This is a genomic window from Palleronia sp. (assembly GCF_042089775.1).
Lineage (GTDB): Bacteria > Pseudomonadota > Alphaproteobacteria > Rhodobacterales > Rhodobacteraceae > Palleronia.
This window is the reverse complement of the sequence record NZ_JBELKF010000028.1, coordinates 22,484-42,787: the sequence shown is the minus strand read 5'-3', so window position 1 is coordinate 42,787 and position 20,304 is coordinate 22,484. Positions and strand designations below refer to the sequence as shown.

The window sequence follows — 20,304 nt, the reverse complement described above, 5'->3', positions numbered from 1 at the left end:
GGCTTGAATCATGGCCGGTGCCCTACGTGAATCCCCTTTTGTCAACAGGGCCTAGCTCGGGTGTGCGTCTCGAGTGATATGCGAGAGTTCCCTGAGACACCTCCAGGTAGCGCGACACCGATTTGAAGACGATCCGCTGAACACCGAAGATGCCGGCATAGAAGGTCGCGTTCGCACCAGCAGGATATGGCGGAAGCCCGGATCTGCGCGCGCCAACAGCCTGCAGACCGTCAGCTGACCGCTACCCCGGCTCGCCGTTGAGCGCCCGGCGTAGGCAGACGTTCTGGTGTTCGACGGAACTCAGGCCCGGGTGCGGGAATTGCAGGTAGGAGCGACGCCCGCTTCACCTGAACTCGCGATAAGGAAGCATCGTATGAAAGCCGTTGTCTTTCACGACGTTGGCGACATCCGCCTCGACGACGTCCCTGATCCACGGATCGAAGAACCCACCGACGCGGTCATCCGCATCACTTCTTCGGCTATCTGCGGCACAGATCTGCACATGGTCCGGGGCACGTTCGCCGGCATGAAGCCCGGCACGATCCTCGGGCACGAAGCGGTGGGGATCGTCGAGGAACTTGGACCCATGGTCCGCAACTTTGAAAAGGGCGACCGCGTGGTGATCTGCTCGACCATCGCCTGCGGCTCTTGCTCCTACTGCCGGGCCGGCTACCATTCGCAGTGTGACAACGCCAATCCGAACGGCAAGCGGGCCGGCACCTCGTTCTTCGGCGGCCCCGAGCCGACGGGTCCGTTCAACGGCTTGCAGGCCGAAAAGGCGCGCATACCTTTCGCCCACACCACCATGGTCAAGCTGCCCGACGAGGTCACTGACGATCAAGCCATCCTGATTTCGGACATCTTCCCCACAGCCTATTTCGGGGCCGAGAACGCCGAGATCGAGCCGGGCGACAGCGTCGCCGTATTTGGCGCCGGACCCGTCGGCCTCTTCTCGATCATCTCGGCGAAACTCCTCGGCGCCGGACGTGTGATTGCCGTCGATGAGCGGGAAGACCGCCTGGACATGGCGCGGCGGCTTGGTGCCGAAACGGTCAACTTCTCGAAGGAGCACCCGGTCAACACCATCGTCGAGATGACCGGCGGCATCGGTGTCGACCGGGTGATTGACGCGGTCGGCGTCGACGCGCAGCACGCGCATGGCGGACCGGCCGAAGATGAGGCGCAGGAGAAGGCCCAGACCTTCGAGGCCCAGGTCGACCGCATAGCGCCCGAGCAAAACGTTCAGCGGGGCCAATGGAAGCCCGGCGATGCGCCGAGCCAGGCGCTGGAATGGTCGGTGCAGGCTTTGGCCAAGGCGGGCACCCTGTCGATCATCGGGGTCTATCCGCCGACCATGCAGAGCTTTCCCATCGGTGAAGCGATGAACAAGAACCTGACGATGAAGATGGGGAACTGCCCGCACCGCCGTTACGTGCCGATGCTCGTTGATCTGGTGCAATCGGGCGCAGTCGATCCCGTGACCGTCCTGACGCAGGTCGAGCCAGTGGAGAACGCGATCGACGCGTTCAAGACCTTCGACAAGCGCAAACCGGGCTGGGTCAAGGTCGAACTCGAACCATCCTGAGACGCGAAGGGCGGGCCCGCAAGCCCGCCCCAATTCGTTCGGCAGCGCCGGCCCCTCAGTTCAGTGCCTGGTCCGTGACCTTGGTCGTATAGGCGCCCTCGGGTTCTTTCGTGATCGCCGGATTCTCTTCCGAAATGGCCGATAGCAGCGTCTGGACCGTCTGCTCGTAGGCGGCCGGGTCCAGAGCACCGTCCGACCCTTCAGTCAGCTTGGCGACCTCGCCCATCATGTAGACTTGGTGATCCAGCGTCTGCGCGCCGCTCGTGTCGTTGTCGACGACGATCTGGGCCGCCTCCTCCGGATTCTCCTCGGCCCATTTCCAACCCTTCATCGAGGCGCGGACGAAGCGTGACATCTTGTCCACGAACTCCGGATCCTCAAGATCGCTCTCAAGGACGTAGAGCCCGTCCTCGAGCATCCCCACGCCTTCCTCAAGGTAGTTGAAGTTGACCAACTCGTCCTCGATATAGCCGGCGTCGAGGATCTGGCCGTACTCGTTGTAGGTCATGGTCGAGATGCAGTCCGCCTGACCCTGCAACAGCGGATCGACGTTGAACGCCTGCTTCAGGACCTCCACCCCCTCTTCGCTGCCATCCGTCGGGATGCCCAGCGACGCCATGTAGGCATAGAACGGATACTCGTTGCCGAAGAACCAGACGCCCAGCGTGCGGCCGGGGAAATCCTCGGGAGTCTCGACACCGGTTTCGGAAAGGCAGGTCAACTGCAGCCCTCCGGACGAGAACGGCTGCGCGATGTTGACGAGCGGCACTCCCCGTTCCCGCGCGGCCAGCGCGGCGGCCATCCACGTGACGATCACGTCGGCCCCGCCGCCCGCGATCACCTGTTCGGGCGCGATGTCCGGGCCGCCAGGCTTGATGGTGACGTCGAGGTTCTCTTCCTCGTAGAACCCCTGCTCCTGCGCCACGTAGTAGCCCGCGAACTGGGCTTGCGTGACCCATTTCAGCTGCAGCGTGACCTCGTCCGTCTCTTGCGCGAGGACGGGTGATGCGGCCGCCCCGAATGCGGCCACGGCCGCGAAGATCGTGTGTCTCATGAAGTGCCCTCTCCTGTGGTGCCTCCGGGTTTATCCCCGGTTCGACGGGTGCCAGAACGTCACCCGTTTCTCGACGAACGCGATGATGCCGTAGAAGGCGCTTCCCGCAAGGGCGGCGACCACGATCTCGGCCCAGACCATGTCGAGCGCGAGCTGACCGACCGAAACCGAGATGCGAAAGCCCACGCCCTGCACGGGAGAGCCGAAAAATTCGGCAACGATGGCACCGACGAGCGCCAGCGTCGTCGAGATCTTCAAACCGTTGAAGATGAACGGCATCGCGGACGGCACGCGCAATTTCATCAGGCTGCGCCAGTAGCTCGCGCCATAGGTGCGCATCAGGTCGCGCTGCATGGCCTGCGTGTCGGCCAGTCCCGCGACCGTGTTCACCAGCACAGGGAAGAACACCATCGCCACCACCACCGCCGCCTTCGACTGCCAGTCGAACCCGAACCACATCACCAGGATCGGGGCGGTTCCGACGATGGGCAGCGCGGCCATGAAGTTGCCGACCGGCAGCAAACCGCGCCTCAGGAAGTCGAAGCGATCCGCCAGCAGCGCCACCCCGAAGGCCGCGGCGCAACCGATCACGTAGCCCGACAGAGCACCCTTCACGACCGTCTGCACGAAGTCGGTCCACAGGGTCGGCGCGTTCGCCGCAAAGGCCGCGGCGATGGCGCTTGGCGCGGGCAGGATCACGCCGGGCACGTTGAACAGGCGGACCGCGACCTCCCACAGGATCAGGACGGTCAGGCCGAAGATCGCCGGGACGGCCATCGCGGCCACCCGTCCGCCCCGCTGCGCGATCAGGGTATTCAGACCCCACCCGGCGAACCAGATTGCCAGAACCGCGCCTTGGCGAGGGTCGAGGATCGCGGCCAGCGTTACGGCCGCAACCACCACGATACCGCGCTGCACACCGCCTCTCATCGACGGCCCATCCGGCGTAGCACGACCCGCTCGATCAGCTCGATCACGCCCACCGCCAGCGCGGCAAGGATCGCGGCGCCGAACAGCGCCGCCCAGATCTGCACCGTCTGCCCGTAGTAGCTGCCCGCCAGCAGGCGCGCGCCAAGGCCCGCCACGGCGCCGGTCGGCAGCTCTCCGACGATGGCCCCGACAAGGCTGGCGGCGATCCCGATCTTGAGCGACGCAAACAGATACGGCGCCGAGGACGGCAGCCGCAGCTTGAAGAACGTCCCCGCCCGGCTGGCGGCATAGGTCCGGAGCAGGTCCAACTGCATCGCATCCGGTGCCCGCAGCCCCTTCACCATGCCTACGACGACAGGAAAGAAGGACAGGTAGGCCGAGATCACGGCCTTGGGCAGCAACCCCTCGACGCCCACGGAATAGAGCACCACGATGATCATCGGCGCGATCGCGATGATCGGAACGGTCTGGCTGACGATGGCCCAGGGCATCACGCTCATGTCCATCACGCGGGAATGAACGATGCCGACCGCCAGCAGGATGCCCAGCACCGTGCCGATGACGAACCCGGTCAAGGTCGCGCTCATCGTGACCCAGCCGTGGTAGATCAGGCTTCGGTTCGATAGGGGCGAGACCACGGCGGTGGTATTCCAAAGCTCGACCGCCACCTGGTGCGGCGCCGGCAGGCGTGGGCGATCCTGCTCGAAGGCTCCCGTCACGGCAAGGCCGGGGTTGGCGAGCGCAAGGGCCACGCCCGACATCTCGCGCCGGTCGCGCGGGCTTTCCGGGCTGACCGCGATCCCTGCGCGAGACGCCGCCAGCACAGACTGAGCGGCGTTCATCGGGATGCAGGCCGCGTACCAAAGGGCGAGGAGTGCAACGACGACCGTCAGCACCGGCAGCGCCTTGTGCCCGAGCGGCCGGACCCACAGGGCCACGCGGGCCGAGCGCCCTACGCCGGCCCCCTGCCCCGATATCGGCGCGGCGTTGCTGTTCATGCCGCCTCCATCCCGGCGCGCAGGCCCTCGCGGACTCGGTGCGCGATCGCAATGAACTCGGGGCTGTCCCGGATCTCCAGGGGGCGTTCGCGCGGCAGCGGGCTTTCGATCACGTCCGTGATCCGCCCCGGCCGTGGCGACATCACCACGATGCGTGTGGAGAGATACACGGCCTCGGGGATCGAATGGGTGACGAAGAGCATCGTCTTGCCCGTCCGATCCCACAGCGACAGCAACTCTTCGTTCAGGCGGTCACGCACGATCTCGTCCAGTGCGCCGAAGGGTTCGTCCATCAGCAACAGGTCAGCATCGAAGGACAGCGCCCGCGCGATCGAGGCGCGCTGCTGCATGCCGCCCGACAACTGCCACGGGTATTTGTGCTCAAACCCCTCAAGGTCGACCAGCGCCAGCGTCTGCGCCACCCGCCGCTTCCGCTCCGCCTCGGGAAATTCCATGATCTCGAGCGGGAGGCGAATGTTGCCGCCAATGGTCCGCCACGGGTAAAGCCCCGCCGCCTGAAAGACGTAGCCATAGGCCCGGGCGCGGCGGGCCTCGTCCGGCGAAATGCCGTTGACCGTGAGCGTCCCGCCCGTCGGCTGTTCCAGAGCGGCGACACAGCGCAGGAACGTGGTCTTGCCGCATCCAGAAGGGCCGATAAACGAGACGAAATCGCCCTCGTTCACGGTCAGGTCGACATCTTTCAACGCATGCACCGGCCCGTCATTGGTGCTGAATGTCAGGTCCAGCGCGCTGGCCTTCACGACGCGGGTGTTCATGCTGCTGTCTCGTCCTTGCGGGCGTTTATCACACGCTATCATCGGCGGGGGACCGGTCAAGGACGAGGCGCGGAAATCAGGCAGTCGCCCAATTTTTGCACACACGGCATGGGCGCAGGCGGTCTTCTGCCGCGATACTGCTCATATTGAAGTCAGACCGCCCTACGGCTTCCGTAACGTCAGTGTGGGAGAGCCGCCTCGACCACGGCTGCTGAACGCGCAACCGCTTGATCGATGGTCAGGTCAGTCGTGTCGATGTGGTGGGCATCATCGGCGGGCCGCAGCGGTGCGTCCACACGGCCCATGTCACGCTCGTCGCGGCGGCGGACATCCTCGAGCACGGCCTCGTAGCTCGTCCCGTCGTCCAGTTCGCGATGGCGGCGGTGCGCGCGCACCTCGGGACTGGCGGTAACGAACAGCTTCACCTCGGCCGCGGGACAGATGACGGTTCCGATGTCGCGCCCGTCAAGGACCGCCCCCTCGTCCCGGCGAGCAAAGCGGCGCTGAAACTCCACCAGTGCACGGCGCACCTCGCTATCGGAAGCCACGTGGCTGGCTGCCTCGGCCACCTCGGCTGTACGCAGGCCGGGCGCGTCCAGATCCTCAGGCCGCAGGGCCTGGGCCGCCGCCAGCGGTGCCATTCCATCAAGCACCCGCCGCCCCGTCGCACGATAGAGAAGCCCGGTGTCGAGATAGGCGAACCCGAAGCGGGCGGCGATCTCACGGGCGATCGTGCCTTTCCCGGCCGCCGCGGGCCCATCGATGGCTACTGTAAAGGCCATCAGGACCCGCGCTTTTCCATGTCGGGATCGGCGCCAGAGGACTGCGGCAGGCCGTCCGCAATCTCGTAATATTCACCTTTGTCGGCGCAGAAGATATGCCCCGCCATCGACAGCCCGGTCGGCGCGTCAAGGCTGCCCGCGAAGATCGACAGCCTGTCGCCGCCCCCGTCCCAGAACAGGTTCGAGCCGCAGATCGGGCAGAACCCCCGTCTGGCCTTCTCCGACGACTGATACCAGCGCACCTCACCCTCGACTTCCAGCGCATCTCGCGCGACCGACGAGCCCGCGATGAAATGCCCAGACGCCCGGCGACACTGGCTGCAATGGCAGGCGACAACCGGCGCGAGCGGCCCTGTCACGCGGAACGAAACTTCGGCACAAAGGCATCCGCCCGTCACGGACAGGCTGCTCGGGTCGGCATCGAAAATGTCGGTCATGGTCCCTCCTTCGGGCGCGATCTAGCGCGACGCCTGCGAGCGTCAGCCCTCGGGGCGCGAGAACGCCGCGCCAAGCGAGGTCATCAGCGGCTCGAAGATCGGGAACGACGTAGAGATCGGGCTGGCGTCGTCCACCGTGACAGGATTTATCGACGCCATGCCGAGGCAGAGGAACGACATCGCGATGCGGTGGTCCAGCCGTGCCGCAACGGTCACGCCGCCTTCGACACCGCCGGGGCCGCGGCCATGGACGCGCCACCAGTCATCGCCCTCGTCGACCGTCACGCCCGCGGCGCGCAGCCCCTGCGCCATTGCGTCGATCCGGTCGCTCTCCTTCACGCGCAGCTCGGCCACGCCCGGCATGTCAGTCACGCCCTCGGCGAAGGCAGCCACGACCGACAGCACCGGGTATTCGTCGATCATCGAGGCCGCCCGCTCGGGCGGAACGCAAATACCCTTCATCTCGGGCGAGAAACGCGCATGCAGGTCGGCCACCGGCTCGCCCCCCTCTTCGCGCGGGTTCTCGTAGGCCAGGTCGGCCCCCATCTCGCGCAGCGTCTCGAACAGTCCCGCGCGGGTCGGGTTGAGACCAATGTTCGGCACCAGAACGTCGGAGCCTTCGGTAATAAGCGCCGCACAGACGGGGAAGGCCGCGGACGACGGGTCGCGCGGCACGGCGATCTCCTGCGGCTGAAGCTCAGGGCGGCCCTTCAGCGTGATGACGCGGCCCTCCCCGTTCTCCTCGGTCGCGATGGTCGCGCCGAACCCGGCGAGCATGCGCTCGGAATGGTCGCGGGTGGCCTCGCGTTCGATCACCACCGTCTCGCCCGGCGCGTTGAGCCCGGCCAGCAGCACGGCCGACTTCACCTGCGCCGAGGGGACCGGCGTGGCGTAGCGCACCGGCACCGGATCAGACGCGCCGATGAGTGTCAGCGGCAGACGGCCGCCCGTGCGCCCGAAGGCCTGCGCTCCGAACAACGCCAGCGGATCGGTCACGCGCGCCATCGGGCGCGAGGTGAGCGACGCGTCGCCGGTGAAGGTCGTGGCGAAGCCGTGGGTCGCGACCGCGCCCATGATCAGCCGTACGCCGGTCCCCGAATTTCCGCAGTCGATCACGTGGTCGGGCTCAGAAAAACCGCCCACGCCCACGCCATGAACCGACCAACTGCCATCCTCGTGATGCACGACCTCGGCGCCCAGCGCCTGCATCGCGCGCCCCGTATCGAGCACGTCCTGCCCTTCGAGCAGCCCGGTGATCCGGGTTTCACCAACGGCCATCGCGCCGAAGATCAGCGCACGGTGCGAGATAGACTTGTCACCCGGCACCTCGGCCGTTCCGGTAAGCGGCCCCGCGTTGCGGGTCTGAAGGGGCGCGGGCGTGCCGTGTGCGGACATGGGGTGTCACCTCAACGTCGGGTCGAACTCGGTCCGAGTGGGTGGCACGCGCACGGGTATGGCGCAAGCTGCAATCGGATTGGCCGCCCCAGGGCGACAGCTCAGAGGCGCCGGAAGGTCAGGTAGTGTGGCGTGCGGCCCTCGCGGAGGGCCTTCTGCTCGTACCGGGTCGACAGCCAGTCATCCCAAGGCTCGCGCCAGTCCGCCGGTTCTTCGGCGAGCCATTCGAACCCCGCCTTGGGCACCTCTTCGAGTGTCTGGCGCACGTAGTCGGGGATGTCGGTGGCGACGCGAAAGTTGGCGCCTGGCTTCAGCCGCTCGGCGAGCGGTACGAGATGCTCGGGCGTGACGAAGCGCCGGCGGTGGTGCCGCGCCTTGGGCCACGGGTCGGGATAGAGGAGGAAAGCGCCCGAGATCGACTCCTTGGGCAGCACGTCGAAGAGGTCGCGCACGTCGCCGGGATGGATGCGCAGATTAGAAACACCCGCCTCCCGGATCTTCCCCAAGAGCATTGCCACCCCGTTGATATACGGTTCGGCACCGATGATCCCGACCTGCGGATTCCGCGCCGCCTGGTGAACGAGGTGTTCGCCGCCCCCGAAGCCGATCTCGAGCCAGACGTCACGCCCGCCGAAGATCGCGTCCAGATCGAGCGGATTGCGGTCGGGGTTGGCCACCCACTCGACAGGGCCTGGCGAAAGACGGTCGAGGTCCTCCTGCAGATACCGCTCTTGCGCGGGACGCAGCGTATGGCCCTTGCGGCGGCCGTAGAAGTTGCGCCACGGGGCGCCCTGGGGTTTTTCCGACATGGCGCCGATCTATTCGAGGCGCAGGCACCGCGCAACCACGGCTGGCCTGAACGGGCGCGACCCCTCGGGACGCGCCTTCTGGGTCTGCCTCAGACCGCGCGCCGCAGAGCGTCGGCGAGGTCCGTCTTCTCCCACGAGAAGCCGCCGTCTGCTTCGGGCGCTCGACCGAAATGCCCATAGGCAGCCGTGCGCTCGTAGATCGGGCGATTGAGGCCCAGATGCGTGCGGATGCCGCGCGGGGTCAGGTCCATGGCCTCGCGGATCGCGTTCTCGATCTTCTCCTCGTGAACCTCGCCGGTGCCGTAGGTGTCGGCGTATATCGACAGCGGCTTAGAGATGCCGATCGCATAGGACAGCTGGATCGTGCAGCGCTTCGCCATTCCGGCCGCTACCACGTTCTTCGCCAGGTAGCGCGCGGCATAGGCGGCCGAGCGGTCGACCTTGGTCGGGTCCTTGCCCGAGAACGCGCCGCCGCCGTGCGGGGCCGAACCGCCATAGGTGTCCACGATGATCTTGCGCCCGGTCAGGCCAGCGTCGCCGTCGGGTCCGCCGATCACGAAAACGCCCGTCGGGTTCACCCACCATTCGGTCGCGTCGGTGATCCAGCCGTCGGGCAGAACTTCGCGGATATAGGGCTCGACGATGGCCCGGATGTCGGCGCTGGTCTGATCCTCGCGCTCGTGCTGGGTCGACAGGACGATCGAGGTCACCTCGACCGGCTTGCCGTCCTCGTAGCGCAAGCTGATCTGGCTCTTGGCGTCCGGGCGCAGCGTCGGCTCCTGACCCGATTTGCGGACCTCGGCCAGGCGCTTGAGGATCTGGTGCGCGTAGTGGATCGGCGCAGGCATGAGTTCGGGCGTGTCCTCGACCGCGTAGCCGAACATGATGCCCTGGTCGCCGGCGCCCTCGTCCTTGCCGTCGGATTCATCAACGCCCTGCGCGATGTGGGCGGACTGGGCGTGCAGAAGGTTCGTCACCTCGACGGTGTTCCAGTGGAACTTGTCCTGCTCGTAGCCGATGTCGCGGATGCACTCGCGGGCAATCCCCTCGACCCGGTCAAGATACTCGGCCAGCTTGGACTTGTCCGAAAGCCCGACTTCGCCGCCTATCACGACGCGGTTCGTGGTCGCGAAGGTTTCGCAGGCGACGCGCGCTTCGGCTTCCTCCGTCAGGAAGGCGTCGAGGACGGCGTCCGAGATGCGGTCACAGACCTTGTCGGGGTGACCCTCGGAAACGGATTCCGAGGTGAAGATGTAGTTCTGACGCGGCATGGGGGAGTGCTCCATTGGATTTCTCCGCGCACGCCAGGAAGCCGTTGTGCGCGATCCTATGCGCCGTAGCGAGCGGCGCGCGTGCGATCAAGGCGATTTTACACGCAATGCGAACGTTCCCGACAAAAGCAGCAAGATCAGCACGAAGGCTGGCCAGTCTCCGATCCTTGCGTAGGGCGTCGGCGCCAGGGCCGGTGGCAGCGCCGCGTCGAGATATCCTGCCTCGCCCAGTCCCAGTTCGGCCGTGATTTGCCCGGTCGCGGTAATGACGGCTGAAATTCCCGTGTTGGCCACGCGAACCAGCGGCAGCCCCTGCTCGATCGCACGCATCCGGGTGATCGCAAGATGCTGCTGCGGTCCGGCAAATGTGCCGAACCAGGCGTCGTTGGTGATCTGCAGCATCCAGTCGGCCCGCGGCTCTACTGCCCCGACCTCTTCGGGAAAAATCGCCTCGTAGCAAATCAGCGGCAGAACCTGCCCCAGCGGCCCCAGATCGACGAGCCGCTGCCCCGGTCCCGGAGAATAACCGAACTCCCCCTGCGCCAGTCCGCGGATGCCGACTCGGCCGACAAGGTCGCCGAAGGGCACGTACTCACCGAAGGGGACAAGGTGGTGCTTGTCGTAGATGTCCCGGATCTCACCGTCAGCGGTGATCGAGATCAGGCTGTTGAAGTAGTGACTGCCCTCGGCCCTTTGCCCGCCCACGGCCAACGGCACGCCGCCGGCTGCCTGTGCGAGTATGTCCAGCACGGGATGGCCCGGCTCGATCAGGTAGGGCACCGACGTTTCCGGCCACAGGACCAGATCCGGCGAACCGGGCGCGGCCGTCAGGTCCAGAGCGCGCTCGAAGAACATCTGCGTGTATTCGGGGTCCCACTTCAGGTGCTGCGGTGCGTTCGGCTGGACGAGGCGCAGGACTGGCGCGTCCGGCTGCGGCGCCGGCGCGGCTGGTCGCATCCCAAAGGTCAGCACTGCTCCACCCCAGATCGCCGCGCCCATCAGCACCGCCAACGGCCGCGGCCCGATCGACGCGAGAAGGCCCGCAACAAGCGTGGTCGCGAGCGTCAGTCCGAACGGCCCCACGAACGCCGCGGCCTGCGCGACGGGCCCCTCGGACCAGATGTACCCGATCAGGACCCACGGAAAGCCGGTCAGGATCAGCGACCGCAGAGCCTCTCCTCCGGCCAGCGCCGCGCCAAAAGCCAACGCAAAGCGCCACCCGCCGACCGCAAGACGGCGCGCGACCCAGAAGGCCAGCGCCCAGAACAGCGCAAACCCCGTGGCCGAGAAGACCAGCGCGAAGGGCGCCATCCACCCATGTCGGGCGACGTCGACGAGGAACGGCTCGACGATCCAGTGGAGCGTGACGGCGAAATACCCCGTGCCGGCAGCAAAGCCGATCCAGGCGGCCCTTCGAGCGTCAGGCGCCGACCGGCAGAGCCAGCCAGCCATCCCCAGAGCAAGCAACGCGAGAGGTGCGAGGTGGAACGGCGCCTGTCCCAACGCCGTGCCAATTCCGGCTAGGGCGGCGAGCGCCAGCCGAACCTTCGGCCGGGCAAGGGCATCCCCCCGCCCGCTGTCGAGCGAAACAGCCGTCATCGCGATCTCCACCGGATCAGTTGCGCGCCGCTTACTGCGCCGCCCGGCGCGGAACAAGGGTCCGTTCGCTTAGGCCGGAAGGTGGACGCGCAGGCGTTTCAGCCGGCGCGGATCGGCGTCGACGACCTCGATCTCGGCCCCCGAGGGGTGCGCGACGACCTCCCCCCGCGCAGGCACCCGGCCCGTCAGAACAACGACCAGACCGCCGAGCGTGTCGATCTCTTCGTCCTCGTCATCGTCGGTGAAACTCGTCCCGGTGGCGTCCTCGAACTCGGCCAGCGGTGTGCGGGCCTGCGCGAGCCAGACGCCGGACTTCTCTTCGAGGAAGAGCTTGTCCTCGTCCTCGTCGTGCTCGTCCTCAATCTGGCCAATCACCTGCTCGATCAGATCCTCGATCGTGACCAGCCCATCCACGCCGCCATATTCGTCGATGACCAGCGCCATGTGGGTCCGCTCGCTCTGCATCCGCTGCAAGAGCACGCCGATCGGCATCGACGGAGGCGCGTAGATCACCGGCCGCAACATGCGAGCCAAGTCGAACGTCGCTTCGTGTCCGAAACCGTGGCGCAGCGCAAAGTCCTTGAGGTGGATCATGCCCTTGGGATGGTCGAGGGTCCCGTCATAGACGGGAAGCCGGGTAAGCCCGCTTTCGCGGAACGTCTCGACGAGGTCCTCCCACGAGATGTCGATGGGGACCGAAACGATCTCAACCGTGGGAATGGCCACGTCCGCCACCCGCATCCGCGACAGGTTCAGAAGGTCCGGCGGCATGCGTGACGCATGGCGCTCTCCGCTGTCGCCCTCGGCCTCTTCCGGCGGAGAGAATGCCGTGAAGAGACGCCCGAAAAACCCGCGTTCGCTACTGTCGTCTTCTATGTCGCCGGGATCGCGGTCTGCCCCGGCGTCGGTGTCGGCGTGCGACATGTCACCTTCCATTTTCAGGCCTTGATGGCCGCTTAGCGAGTATATGGGTTCGCCAACCCCATTTGTGCAAGAATTTCGATCTCACGACCCTCCATAAGCGCCGCATCGCCGTCGCGCTCGTGATCATGGCCCAGAAGGTGCAGCACCGCATGGACAATGAGGTGGGTGACATGGTCTGCCATTGGGATGTCGGCGGCCGCGGCCTCGGCCTCGCAGGTTTCCCATGCGATCGCAATGTCGCCGTAGGCGTCGTTCTCGGGCGAAAACGGCTCGCCCCCGTCTTCTTCCGCCCCAAGCTCTTCGGAGGGCCAAGACAGCACGTTGGTCGGCTTCGGCTTGCCCCGGAAATCCGCGTTGAGCTCGGCAATCCGGGCGTCGTCGCAGGCAAGGATCACGACCTCGCCCCCCGACAGTCCGCGATGCGCGAGCGTCGCCTCGACAGCCCGCACGGCCAGCGTTTCGAGGTCGAGCGCATCCCACCGGTCGTCCTCGACGACTACATCCACATCCAGATCCGCGCTCATCCCGGAAGAGCAGCCCGGCCAGTCACTCGTCGGCCTCGTAGGCCTCGATGATCTTCGCGACCAGCGGATGGCGGACCACGTCGCGCGAGGTGAAGTAGTTGAACGAGATCTTTTCGATGCCGGTCAGCAGCCGCTCGGCATCCGCCAGCCCCGAGACCTGGCCCCGCGGCAGGTCCACTTGGCTGCGGTCGCCGGTGATCACCATGCGGCTGCCTTCGCCAAGGCGGGTCAGGAACATCTTCATCTGCATCGCGGTGGCGTTCTGCGCTTCGTCGAGCACGACGAAGGCATTGGCCAGCGTCCGGCCACGCATGAAGGCGAGCGGCGCGATCTCGATCTTCTTCTCTTCCTTCAGCTTCTGCTGCATCTTCGCAGGCAGAAAATCGTTCAGCGCGTCATAGAGCGGCTGCATGTAGGGATCGACCTTCTCTTCCTGCGTGCCCGGCAGGAAACCCAGCCGTTCGCCCGCCTCGACGGCGGGACGGCACAGGATGATTCGATCGACCTCGCCCTGGATGAACAGATTCACGCCCACGGCGACGGCAAGATAGGTCTTGCCGGTGCCTGCCGGGCCGATCCCGAACGCCAGTTCATGCTGGAACAGCGAGGCGACATAGGCCTTCTGGGCGTCGGTCCGCGGCTCGACCAGCTTCTTCTTGGTGCGGATCTCGATCTTGCCGCCCTGGAACAGCTCCATCTGGTCGCCGTCTCGTGCCTCTTCGTCAGAAGAGGCCGCGCCGCCCATGCGGATTTCGGCGTCGATATCGGCTGGCTCCACGTCGCGCCCCGCCTCGAGCCGCCCGTAAAGCGCCGTCAGAACCTCAGCCGCCCGATCCCGCGTGTCGGGATCGCCGATCAGCGTCAGGTGATTGCCACGGCGGAAGATCTGTACGCCCAGATGGCTTTCGATCTGAACGAGGTGCGCGTCGCCGACGCCGCAAAGGTCGATCAGCAGACGGTTGTCGGGAAACTCGACCGAGGTTTCGGTGGGATGCGATTGCGTATGGTCCAGCGGGGGCAGCGAGCTGGGGGATTGGGCCAAGCGGATCTATCTCCTGGTGCACGGCGGCTATGGACATATCGTGGCCCCTCAACCCCGCCCTGACAAGGGGCGGCGCACCGCGATAACCGGAAAAGGCCGCGTCGGCGCCCCCGGCGCAGCCTCGTGCGCGTTGGCGATCAGATCGGGTCGGCCACCGGCGAGCCGGCCCCGTCGGGCCCGTAAAGCGTGAAGGGCTGCAGACGACCGCAGATCGGCTTTCCGTACTTATCGAGCCGGTTCATCTGGTAGCCCTCGATGCCGTCATCGATGGCCCAATGCTCGCACCCGTCGCCATCCACCCAGATCCCGGGCGTCCTCGTAAGGTTGCTGAGGCTCTTGGTGTCGACGAACCGATCGACGGTCTGGTCAGTCTTGGTGCCGCAGGCCGACAGCAGCGTAGCACCGGCGAGGAAGATAAGAGGAAGCGTTTTCATGAGGCTCACCGGATGCAGATAATTTCGACGCGGCGGTTGCGCTGCATACCGGCCGCGGTCTGGTTCGAGGCGACGGGCCGGCGCTCGCCATAGCCGCGCACATCGTTGATCGATTTGCCCATGCCCGCGGCCAGACGGGCAACGGCGTTGGCCCGGTTTTGGCTGAGACGGATGTTGTACTCGTCGCTCGCCCGGCTGTCGGTATGACCGATGATGGTGAAAGCCCGCGCGTCGGTCCGCCCGAAGAAGTCCGCAAGATAATCCCGCCCCTGAGGGCTGACGCGGTAGCTGTCGGTCGCAAAGAGCACGTCGGCACTCATCACGCCGCAGGTTTCGACCTTGTGGCAGACGGGCGTGCCCTGCCGCGTCAGACGGTTCGAGCCATAGCCCTCCCACCCGTCGTCACGGACCCAGTGTTCGCACCCGTCGGGATCGATCCAGATCGTGCCGACCGCGCGCTCTTGCGCGCGGGCGTTGTCTGGCACGGAACTCATTCCCCCGACGACAAGTGCCGTGGCAAGGACCATGCGGAACAGACCGGAAATGCTGACTGCCACCACTGTCTCCTTCGAAAGATCTGCCGACTTGATGCGCCGGCATTGCGCTTTTTACGGATTAAATAGTTAACAAGATTGATGCACAAAGGAAGGACATTCCCGATCCGGCCACGAAGCAGAGGTTATTCGAGCCTCTCCGGAAACGGTGCGCTACCGAACTCTATGAAACGCCATGATGCTCGCACCAATCATTCTGCCTAGCGTATAGGCTAACGAATTATCAGGAGGACACACATGATTCGCCTTGCCGCGGCCGCCCTGGTCGCATCCGGACTGGCCGCACCTGCCGTTGCTGGCGCCGGCACTCATGGCTACGTCCCGACCCAGTACGCCCCACGCGTGGTTGTGAGCTGCTTCCGCGGCCCGTGGCAACAGATCATCTGGGACCACCCGAACGCCGTCTTCGTCGATAGCTTGGTCGGCATCGGCTATTCGTTCGAAAGGGCCAGCGCGATCGCCAATCGCGTCTGCAAGGATGGGAGCCTCGTGAACAATGCCGACGGCCTGAAAGCCACGACCGAGGCCATCATCGCCAATTCGCCGCGCCGCTGAGGCGACGACCGCTCAGACCAACGTTCCCGCCAGCGAATTCGACGCGCTGCGCGTGATACGCACGCGGCGCAGGTCGCCAGGAGCGATCCCTTCGGCCTCGACAAAGACAGAATGCAGGTGGTCGGACTTTCCAACCATCTGTCCGACCTCGCGTCCGGGCTTTTCGAACAGGACCCGGACCTCGCGGCCCACCATCCGGTCCTGCACCATTTGCTGTTGCGACCGAAGAAGCCCCTGCAGCCGCTGAAGGCGGTCATCCTTGGCGGCCTCGTCCACCTGCGCGCGCTCGGCCGCGGGCGTGCCGGGGCGGGTGGAATACTTGAACGAGTAGCACTGGCCGTATTCGACCGCCTCGACCAGCGCCATGGTCTGGGCGAAGTCCTCTTCGGTCTCGCCCGGGAAGCCGACGATGAAATCGCCCGAGATCAGGATGTCGGGCCGCGTGGCGCGAATACGCTCGATCAGGCGCAGATAGCTTTCGGCGGTGTGCTTGCGGTTCATCGCCTTCAGGACCCGGTCGCTGCCGGATTGCACCGGCAGGTGCAGGTAAGGCATCAGCTTGTCCACCTCGCCATGGGCGGCGATCAGGTCGTCGTCCATGTCGTTGGGGTGGCTGGTGGTAAAGCGGATGCGCTCGAGCCCGTCGATCTTTGCGAGCTCGCGGATCAGCCGGGCAAGGGTCCATTCGCCGCCCGCACCGTCGCCGTGGTAGGCGTTCACGTTCTGGCCCAGCAAGGTGATCTCGCGCACGCCACGCTCGACCAAGTCGCGCGCTTCGGCCAGAACCCGGTCCGTAGGGCGCGAGACCTCGGCCCCGCGGGTATAGGGCACCACGCAGAAGGCGCAGAACTTGTCGCAGCCTTCCTGCACCGTCAGAAAGGCCGTCGGGCCGCGGCTCGCCTTGGGGCGGGACTTCAGCCGCTCGAACTTGTCCTCTTCGGGAAAGTCGGTGTCGAGCGCCTTGACCCCCCGGCCCGCCTTCGCCTCCATCTCGGGCAGGCGGTGGTAGCTCTGCGGCCCCACCACGAGGTCGACCATCGGCTGGCGGCGCAGGATCTCCTGCCCCTCGGCCTGGGCGACGCAACCCGCCACGCCGATCTTCAGATCAGGGCGCGCATCCTTCAGCTCACGAAAGCGCCCCAGCTCGGAATAGACCTTTTCGGCGGCCTTCTCGCGGATGTGGCAGGTGTTCAGCAGGATCATGTCGGCGTCGTCGGGCGTGTCCGTCTCGACATAACCTGACCCGCCCAGCGCCTCGGCCATGCGCTCGCTGTCGTAGACGTTCATCTGACAGCCATAAGTCTTGATGTAGAGCTTCTTGCGCGCGGTCATGGCGGGTCCCCCACTGTGCGAGCCACGCATCTAACGCGGCACGACGACTGTCGCAACCAAGGGCAACTCTTGCCAAGCAGCGTTCCGAAAGGGCAAACCGCGTCGACGATGACCACAGACACCTATAGTAGCCTCGCGGCCCTCGAGAAATCAACCATAACCTTCAGCGACGGACCGCTCGCTATTCTTCTGGTTGAGGACGAGGTTGAGGCACAGTCCTCGCTGGACCACATGGCGCGGATCGGCTTTGCCACGATCGTCGCGATGGTGCCCGAAGCGGTACCGCTGTCTCCTCCGCAAGGCGTGACGATGGTTCGCGTGGGCTGGCGCAACGCCGCACCCGGCGCCGCCCCCGCGGCCGTCAACGCGGTCGCTCGGAAGGCGCCGGGCCTGTGGATGCACTACTGTTTCAACGCGGAGTACCTATTCTTCCCCTTTTGCGAGACGCGGACCGTGGGGGAAATGCTCGCCTTCCACACCGAGGAGCGGCGCCAGGCAATGCTGACCTACGTGGTCGACCTATACACTGACGATCCCAAGGGCGACGGAGCAGCCGACCGCAGTCAGGCGCACCTGGATGCGTCGGGCTATTTCGCCGAGGCGCGGCTAGATCCCGCGAATCGCAAACATCCGCTGGATCGGCAGCTCAATTTCTTCGGCGGATTGCGCTGGCGATTCGAAGAGCACGTCCCGCCTCAGCGGCGACGTATCGATCGGATCGGCCTGTTCCGTGCGGCGCCCGGTGTGGACCTGCACGACGATCACACATTCAGCGAACCGGAATACAACACCTTCGCCTGCCCGTGGCACCACAACCTGACCGCCACGATCTGCTCGTTCCGAGCAGCCAAGGCAATGATGCGCAACGCCGGATCCCGGGACGCCATCAACACCTTCATGTGGTATCGGTCCGTCCCGTTCGAGTGGCACTCGCAGCAGCTTCTGGACCTGGGGCTGATGGAGCCCGGTCAGTGGTTCTGAGGCTCAGGCCTTGCGCAGGCGGATGATCACGTCCACCGAGGCGACTTCGTGCCCCTCGGGGGCCTGCGGCAGACGTTCGATCTTCAACTCCTGCGGAGAGGCATCCTCGAGCCGCCCGTCCTCTTCGAAGAGGAAGTGGGGGTGGTCCTCGATCCGGGTGTCGAAGTAGCTTTTCGCGCCCTCGACGTGGACTTCCTGCATCAGCCCCGCGCCGCAGAAGGCGCGCAGGGTGTTGTACACGGTCGCAAGCGACACCGCCTCGCCCGCTGCGCGGCTGGCGGCGTAAAGCGCTTCGGCCGTGACGTGCCGGTCCTCTCCGTCGCCCACGAGCAGAGCGGCGAGCGAGAGGCGCTGTTTCGTCGGGCGAAGCTCCGCCGTCGCCAGCCATTGGCGGCCAAGGGCGATCTTCGCGTCGTCTATGTGCGTGTCGATATTAGCCATTTCCGCCTATATAGCCCTTAACCCGGGGGCGTTTCAATCTATCACGTGCCTTGTACCGTTTGCGACGGCTCTGATAGAGGCCTCGCCCAGATGTGAGCACGCCGCCAGGAGGGCAACGCATGGCCGACTACCCGACATCCTTTGACCGCGAGGACCTTATCCGCTGCGCGAAGGGCGAACTCTTCGGCCAGGGAAACGCCCAGCTTCCCATGCCGCCGATGCTGATGATGGACCGCATCACCGAGATCTCGGGCGACGGCGGGTCGCACGGGAAAGGCCACGTCGTGGCCGAGTTCGACATCTCGCCGGACCTGTGGTTCTTCGAGTGCCACTTCCCCGGAAACCCGATCATGCCAGGATGCCTCGGCCTAGACGGGCTGTGGCAGCTGACCGGCTTCAACCTTGGCTGGCGCGGCTGGCAGGGGCGCGGCTATGCGCTCGGCGTGGGCGAGGTAAAGCTGACCGGCATGGTCCGTCCGGACCGCAAGATGCTGACCTACAACGTCGATTTTACGAAGGCCGTGCAGACGCGCCGCCTGACGATGGGCGTTGCCGATGGAACAGTTCACGCCGATGGAGAGCTGATCTATCAGGTCAAGGACATGAAGGTCGCTCTCTCCGAGAGCTGACCGCAACTGGAATAGGGAGAGACCCATGCGCCGCGTCGTGGTTACAGGCCTCGGGATCGTATCACCCATCGGGAATTCGGCCGAGGAAGTCGCACAGGCCCTGAAAGCGGGCCGTTCGGGCATCCAGGCCTCGGAAGAGATGGCCGAGCACGGCTTTCGCAGCCGCGTTGCCGGAACGCTCAAGATCGACCCGTCCGAGCACGTGGAAAAGCGGACCCTGCGCTTCATGGGGCCCGGGTCGGCCTATGCGCATATCGCGATGCAACAGGCCATCGCGGATGCCGGGCTGCCCGACGAGGTCGTGTCGAATCCTTCCACCGGCCTGATCGCCGGATCGGGCGGGCCGTCGACGAGCGCGCTCTACGAGGCGCACAAGATCGTCGAGGAGAAGGGCAGCCCCAAGCGGATCGGACCCTTCGCGGTGCCGAAGGCCATGTCCTCGACCGTCAGCGCGAACCTTTCGACGGCGTTCAAGATCAAGGGAATGAACTTCTCGATCACCTCCGCCTGCTCCACCTCGCTGCACTGCATCGGCATGGCCGCGCAGCAGATCCAGCTGGGCGAGCAGGACGTGATGTTTGCCGGCGGCGGCGAAGAGCTCGACTGGACGTTGTCCTGCCTCTTCGACGCGATGGGGGCGATGTCCTCCAAGTTCAACGACGCGCCCGAGAAGGCGTCGCGGGCCTTCGACAAGGACCGCGACGGCTTCGTGATCGCGGGCGGCGGCGGCATTGTCGTGCTGGAGTCGCTGGAACACGCACAGGCCCGCGGCGCCAAGATCTATGCCGAGGTCACCGGCTTCGGCGCGACCAGCGACGGTCACGACATGGTCGCCCCCTCGGGCGAGGGCGGCGAGCGCGCCATGCGCCGCGCCCTGCGCGACATGGATCCATCCCGCATCGGCTACATCAACGCACACGGCACCTCGACGCCGGTTGGCGACGTGGGCGAGGTCGAGGCGGTGCGCCGCGTCTTCGGCGAGGGTTCGACCCCGCCGATCAGCTCGACCAAGTCGATGACGGGGCACAGCCAGGGCGCGACCGGCGCCCAGGAGGCCGTCTACTGCCTGCTGATGCTGCAGCACGACTTCATCGCCCCCTCGATCAACGTGGAAACGCTCGACCCCGCGATCCGCGAGGGCGAGATCGCAACATCTTTGGTCGAGAATGCGGGCCTCGACACGGTGATGACCAATTCGTTCGGCTTCGGCGGGACCAACGGGTCGATGTTGCTGACCAAGTGGAAGGATTGA

General features: G+C 65.8%; 22 protein-coding genes and 1 riboswitch. Of the genes, 5 read left to right on the top strand and 17 right to left on the bottom strand.

Going from position 1 to position 20,304, the window contains the following annotated elements; all coding sequences use genetic code 11:
• Positions 1 to 373 precede the first annotated feature (373 nt).
• A complete protein-coding gene (locus ACFDS3_RS09240; RefSeq protein ID WP_375262060.1) occupies positions 374 to 1,585 on the top strand; it encodes a zinc-dependent alcohol dehydrogenase in 1,212 nt (403 codons plus the stop codon).
• A 55-nt stretch (positions 1,586 to 1,640) separates the two neighbouring features.
• Here ACFDS3_RS09240 and ACFDS3_RS09235 read toward each other — a convergent pair whose 3' ends face one another.
• From ACFDS3_RS09235 to ACFDS3_RS09165, 15 genes are all read right to left on the bottom strand, one after another.
• Positions 1,641 to 2,639, bottom strand: coding sequence for an ABC transporter substrate-binding protein (locus ACFDS3_RS09235; protein ID WP_375262059.1), 999 nt, complete (start codon positions 2,637 to 2,639; stop codon positions 1,641 to 1,643).
• 30 nt (positions 2,640 to 2,669) lie between these two features.
• Positions 2,670 to 3,557, bottom strand: a complete 888-nt coding sequence (locus ACFDS3_RS09230) for an ABC transporter permease (protein WP_375262058.1) — start codon at positions 3,555 to 3,557, stop codon at positions 2,670 to 2,672.
• Between the two features lie 8 nt (positions 3,558 to 3,565).
• Complete coding sequence (locus ACFDS3_RS09225) at positions 3,566 to 4,567, bottom strand: ABC transporter permease (protein ID WP_375262057.1); 1,002 nt, start codon at positions 4,565 to 4,567, stop codon at positions 3,566 to 3,568.
• Positions 4,564 to 5,343, bottom strand: coding sequence for an ABC transporter ATP-binding protein (locus ACFDS3_RS09220; protein WP_375262056.1), 780 nt, complete (start codon positions 5,341 to 5,343; stop codon positions 4,564 to 4,566). The genes ACFDS3_RS09225 and ACFDS3_RS09220 overlap by 4 nt, the downstream gene beginning before the upstream one ends.
• Positions 5,344 to 5,522: 179 nt before the next feature.
• On the bottom strand, positions 5,523 to 6,125 hold the full coding sequence (locus ACFDS3_RS09215) for a (d)CMP kinase (protein ID WP_375262054.1): 603 nt from the start codon (positions 6,123 to 6,125) through the stop codon (positions 5,523 to 5,525).
• Positions 6,125 to 6,562 (bottom strand): GFA family protein, encoded by a 438-nt coding sequence (locus tag ACFDS3_RS09210; protein ID WP_375262053.1) that lies wholly within the window; start codon positions 6,560 to 6,562, stop codon positions 6,125 to 6,127. The genes ACFDS3_RS09215 and ACFDS3_RS09210 overlap by 1 nt, the downstream gene beginning before the upstream one ends.
• Positions 6,563 to 6,604: 42 nt before the next feature.
• The gene (gene aroA / locus ACFDS3_RS09205) at positions 6,605 to 7,957 is read right to left on the bottom strand and encodes a 3-phosphoshikimate 1-carboxyvinyltransferase (protein ID WP_375262052.1); all 1,353 of its coding nucleotides are present in this window, start codon (positions 7,955 to 7,957) and stop codon (positions 6,605 to 6,607) included.
• Between the two features lie 101 nt (positions 7,958 to 8,058).
• Complete coding sequence (locus ACFDS3_RS09200; RefSeq protein WP_375262051.1) at positions 8,059 to 8,766, bottom strand: tRNA (guanine(46)-N(7))-methyltransferase TrmB; 708 nt, start codon at positions 8,764 to 8,766, stop codon at positions 8,059 to 8,061.
• An 89-nt stretch (positions 8,767 to 8,855) separates the two neighbouring features.
• The gene (gene metK, locus ACFDS3_RS09195) at positions 8,856 to 10,037 is read right to left on the bottom strand and encodes a methionine adenosyltransferase (protein ID WP_375262065.1); all 1,182 of its coding nucleotides are present in this window, start codon (positions 10,035 to 10,037) and stop codon (positions 8,856 to 8,858) included.
• 7 nt (positions 10,038 to 10,044) lie between these two features.
• A riboswitch (SAM-SAH riboswitch) is annotated at positions 10,045 to 10,093 on the bottom strand.
• Between the two features lie 31 nt (positions 10,094 to 10,124).
• A complete protein-coding gene (gene lnt / locus ACFDS3_RS09190) occupies positions 10,125 to 11,636 on the bottom strand; it encodes an apolipoprotein N-acyltransferase (protein ID WP_375262050.1) in 1,512 nt (503 codons plus the stop codon).
• 69 nt (positions 11,637 to 11,705) lie between these two features.
• Positions 11,706 to 12,560, bottom strand: coding sequence for a CBS domain-containing protein (locus ACFDS3_RS09185; RefSeq protein ID WP_375262049.1), 855 nt, complete (start codon positions 12,558 to 12,560; stop codon positions 11,706 to 11,708).
• A gap of 32 nt (positions 12,561 to 12,592) precedes the next feature.
• Entirely contained in the window at positions 12,593 to 13,072 is a 480-nt protein-coding gene (gene ybeY / locus ACFDS3_RS09180) for an rRNA maturation RNase YbeY (RefSeq protein ID WP_375262064.1), read from the bottom strand.
• Positions 13,073 to 13,106: 34 nt separating this feature from the next.
• Positions 13,107 to 14,105, bottom strand: coding sequence for a PhoH family protein (locus ACFDS3_RS09175; protein ID WP_375262063.1), 999 nt, complete (start codon positions 14,103 to 14,105; stop codon positions 13,107 to 13,109).
• Between the two features lie 158 nt (positions 14,106 to 14,263).
• On the bottom strand, positions 14,264 to 14,560 hold the full coding sequence (locus ACFDS3_RS09170; protein WP_375262048.1) for a hypothetical protein: 297 nt from the start codon (positions 14,558 to 14,560) through the stop codon (positions 14,264 to 14,266).
• Positions 14,561 to 14,565: 5 nt separating this feature from the next.
• Complete coding sequence (locus ACFDS3_RS09165) at positions 14,566 to 15,087, bottom strand: OmpA family protein (protein WP_375262062.1); 522 nt, start codon at positions 15,085 to 15,087, stop codon at positions 14,566 to 14,568.
• 264 nt (positions 15,088 to 15,351) lie between these two features.
• Between ACFDS3_RS09165 and ACFDS3_RS09160 the strand changes: the two genes are divergently transcribed.
• Entirely contained in the window at positions 15,352 to 15,669 is a 318-nt protein-coding gene (locus ACFDS3_RS09160) for a hypothetical protein (RefSeq protein WP_375262047.1), read from the top strand.
• Positions 15,670 to 15,681: 12 nt separating this feature from the next.
• Here the strand turns inward: ACFDS3_RS09160 and miaB are convergent, their stop codons facing one another.
• Positions 15,682 to 17,001: a tRNA (N6-isopentenyl adenosine(37)-C2)-methylthiotransferase MiaB gene (gene miaB, locus ACFDS3_RS09155; protein WP_375262046.1), complete on the bottom strand. Its 1,320-nt coding sequence runs from the start codon at positions 16,999 to 17,001 to the stop codon at positions 15,682 to 15,684.
• A gap of 108 nt (positions 17,002 to 17,109) precedes the next feature.
• On the opposite strand from miaB, the gene ACFDS3_RS09150 reads away from it, so the two are divergent.
• Positions 17,110 to 17,982 carry a hypothetical protein gene (locus tag ACFDS3_RS09150; RefSeq protein WP_375262045.1) on the top strand — a complete coding sequence of 291 codons (873 nt, stop codon included), beginning with the start codon at positions 17,110 to 17,112 and terminating at the stop codon, positions 17,980 to 17,982.
• Positions 17,983 to 17,985: 3 nt separating this feature from the next.
• On the opposite strand, the gene irrA is transcribed toward ACFDS3_RS09150, so the two are convergent.
• Positions 17,986 to 18,423, bottom strand: a complete 438-nt coding sequence (gene irrA, locus ACFDS3_RS09145) for an iron response transcriptional regulator IrrA (RefSeq protein ID WP_375262044.1) — start codon at positions 18,421 to 18,423, stop codon at positions 17,986 to 17,988.
• A 119-nt stretch (positions 18,424 to 18,542) separates the two neighbouring features.
• Here irrA and fabA point away from each other — a divergent pair, with 119 nt between their 5' ends.
• Both fabA and fabB read left to right on the top strand, forming a co-directional pair.
• Positions 18,543 to 19,052 (top strand): bifunctional 3-hydroxydecanoyl-ACP dehydratase/trans-2-decenoyl-ACP isomerase, encoded by a 510-nt coding sequence (gene fabA, locus ACFDS3_RS09140; RefSeq protein ID WP_375262043.1) that lies wholly within the window; start codon positions 18,543 to 18,545, stop codon positions 19,050 to 19,052.
• A gap of 25 nt (positions 19,053 to 19,077) precedes the next feature.
• Positions 19,078 to 20,304: a beta-ketoacyl-ACP synthase I gene (gene fabB / locus ACFDS3_RS09135; protein ID WP_375262042.1), complete on the top strand. Its 1,227-nt coding sequence runs from the start codon at positions 19,078 to 19,080 to the stop codon at positions 20,302 to 20,304.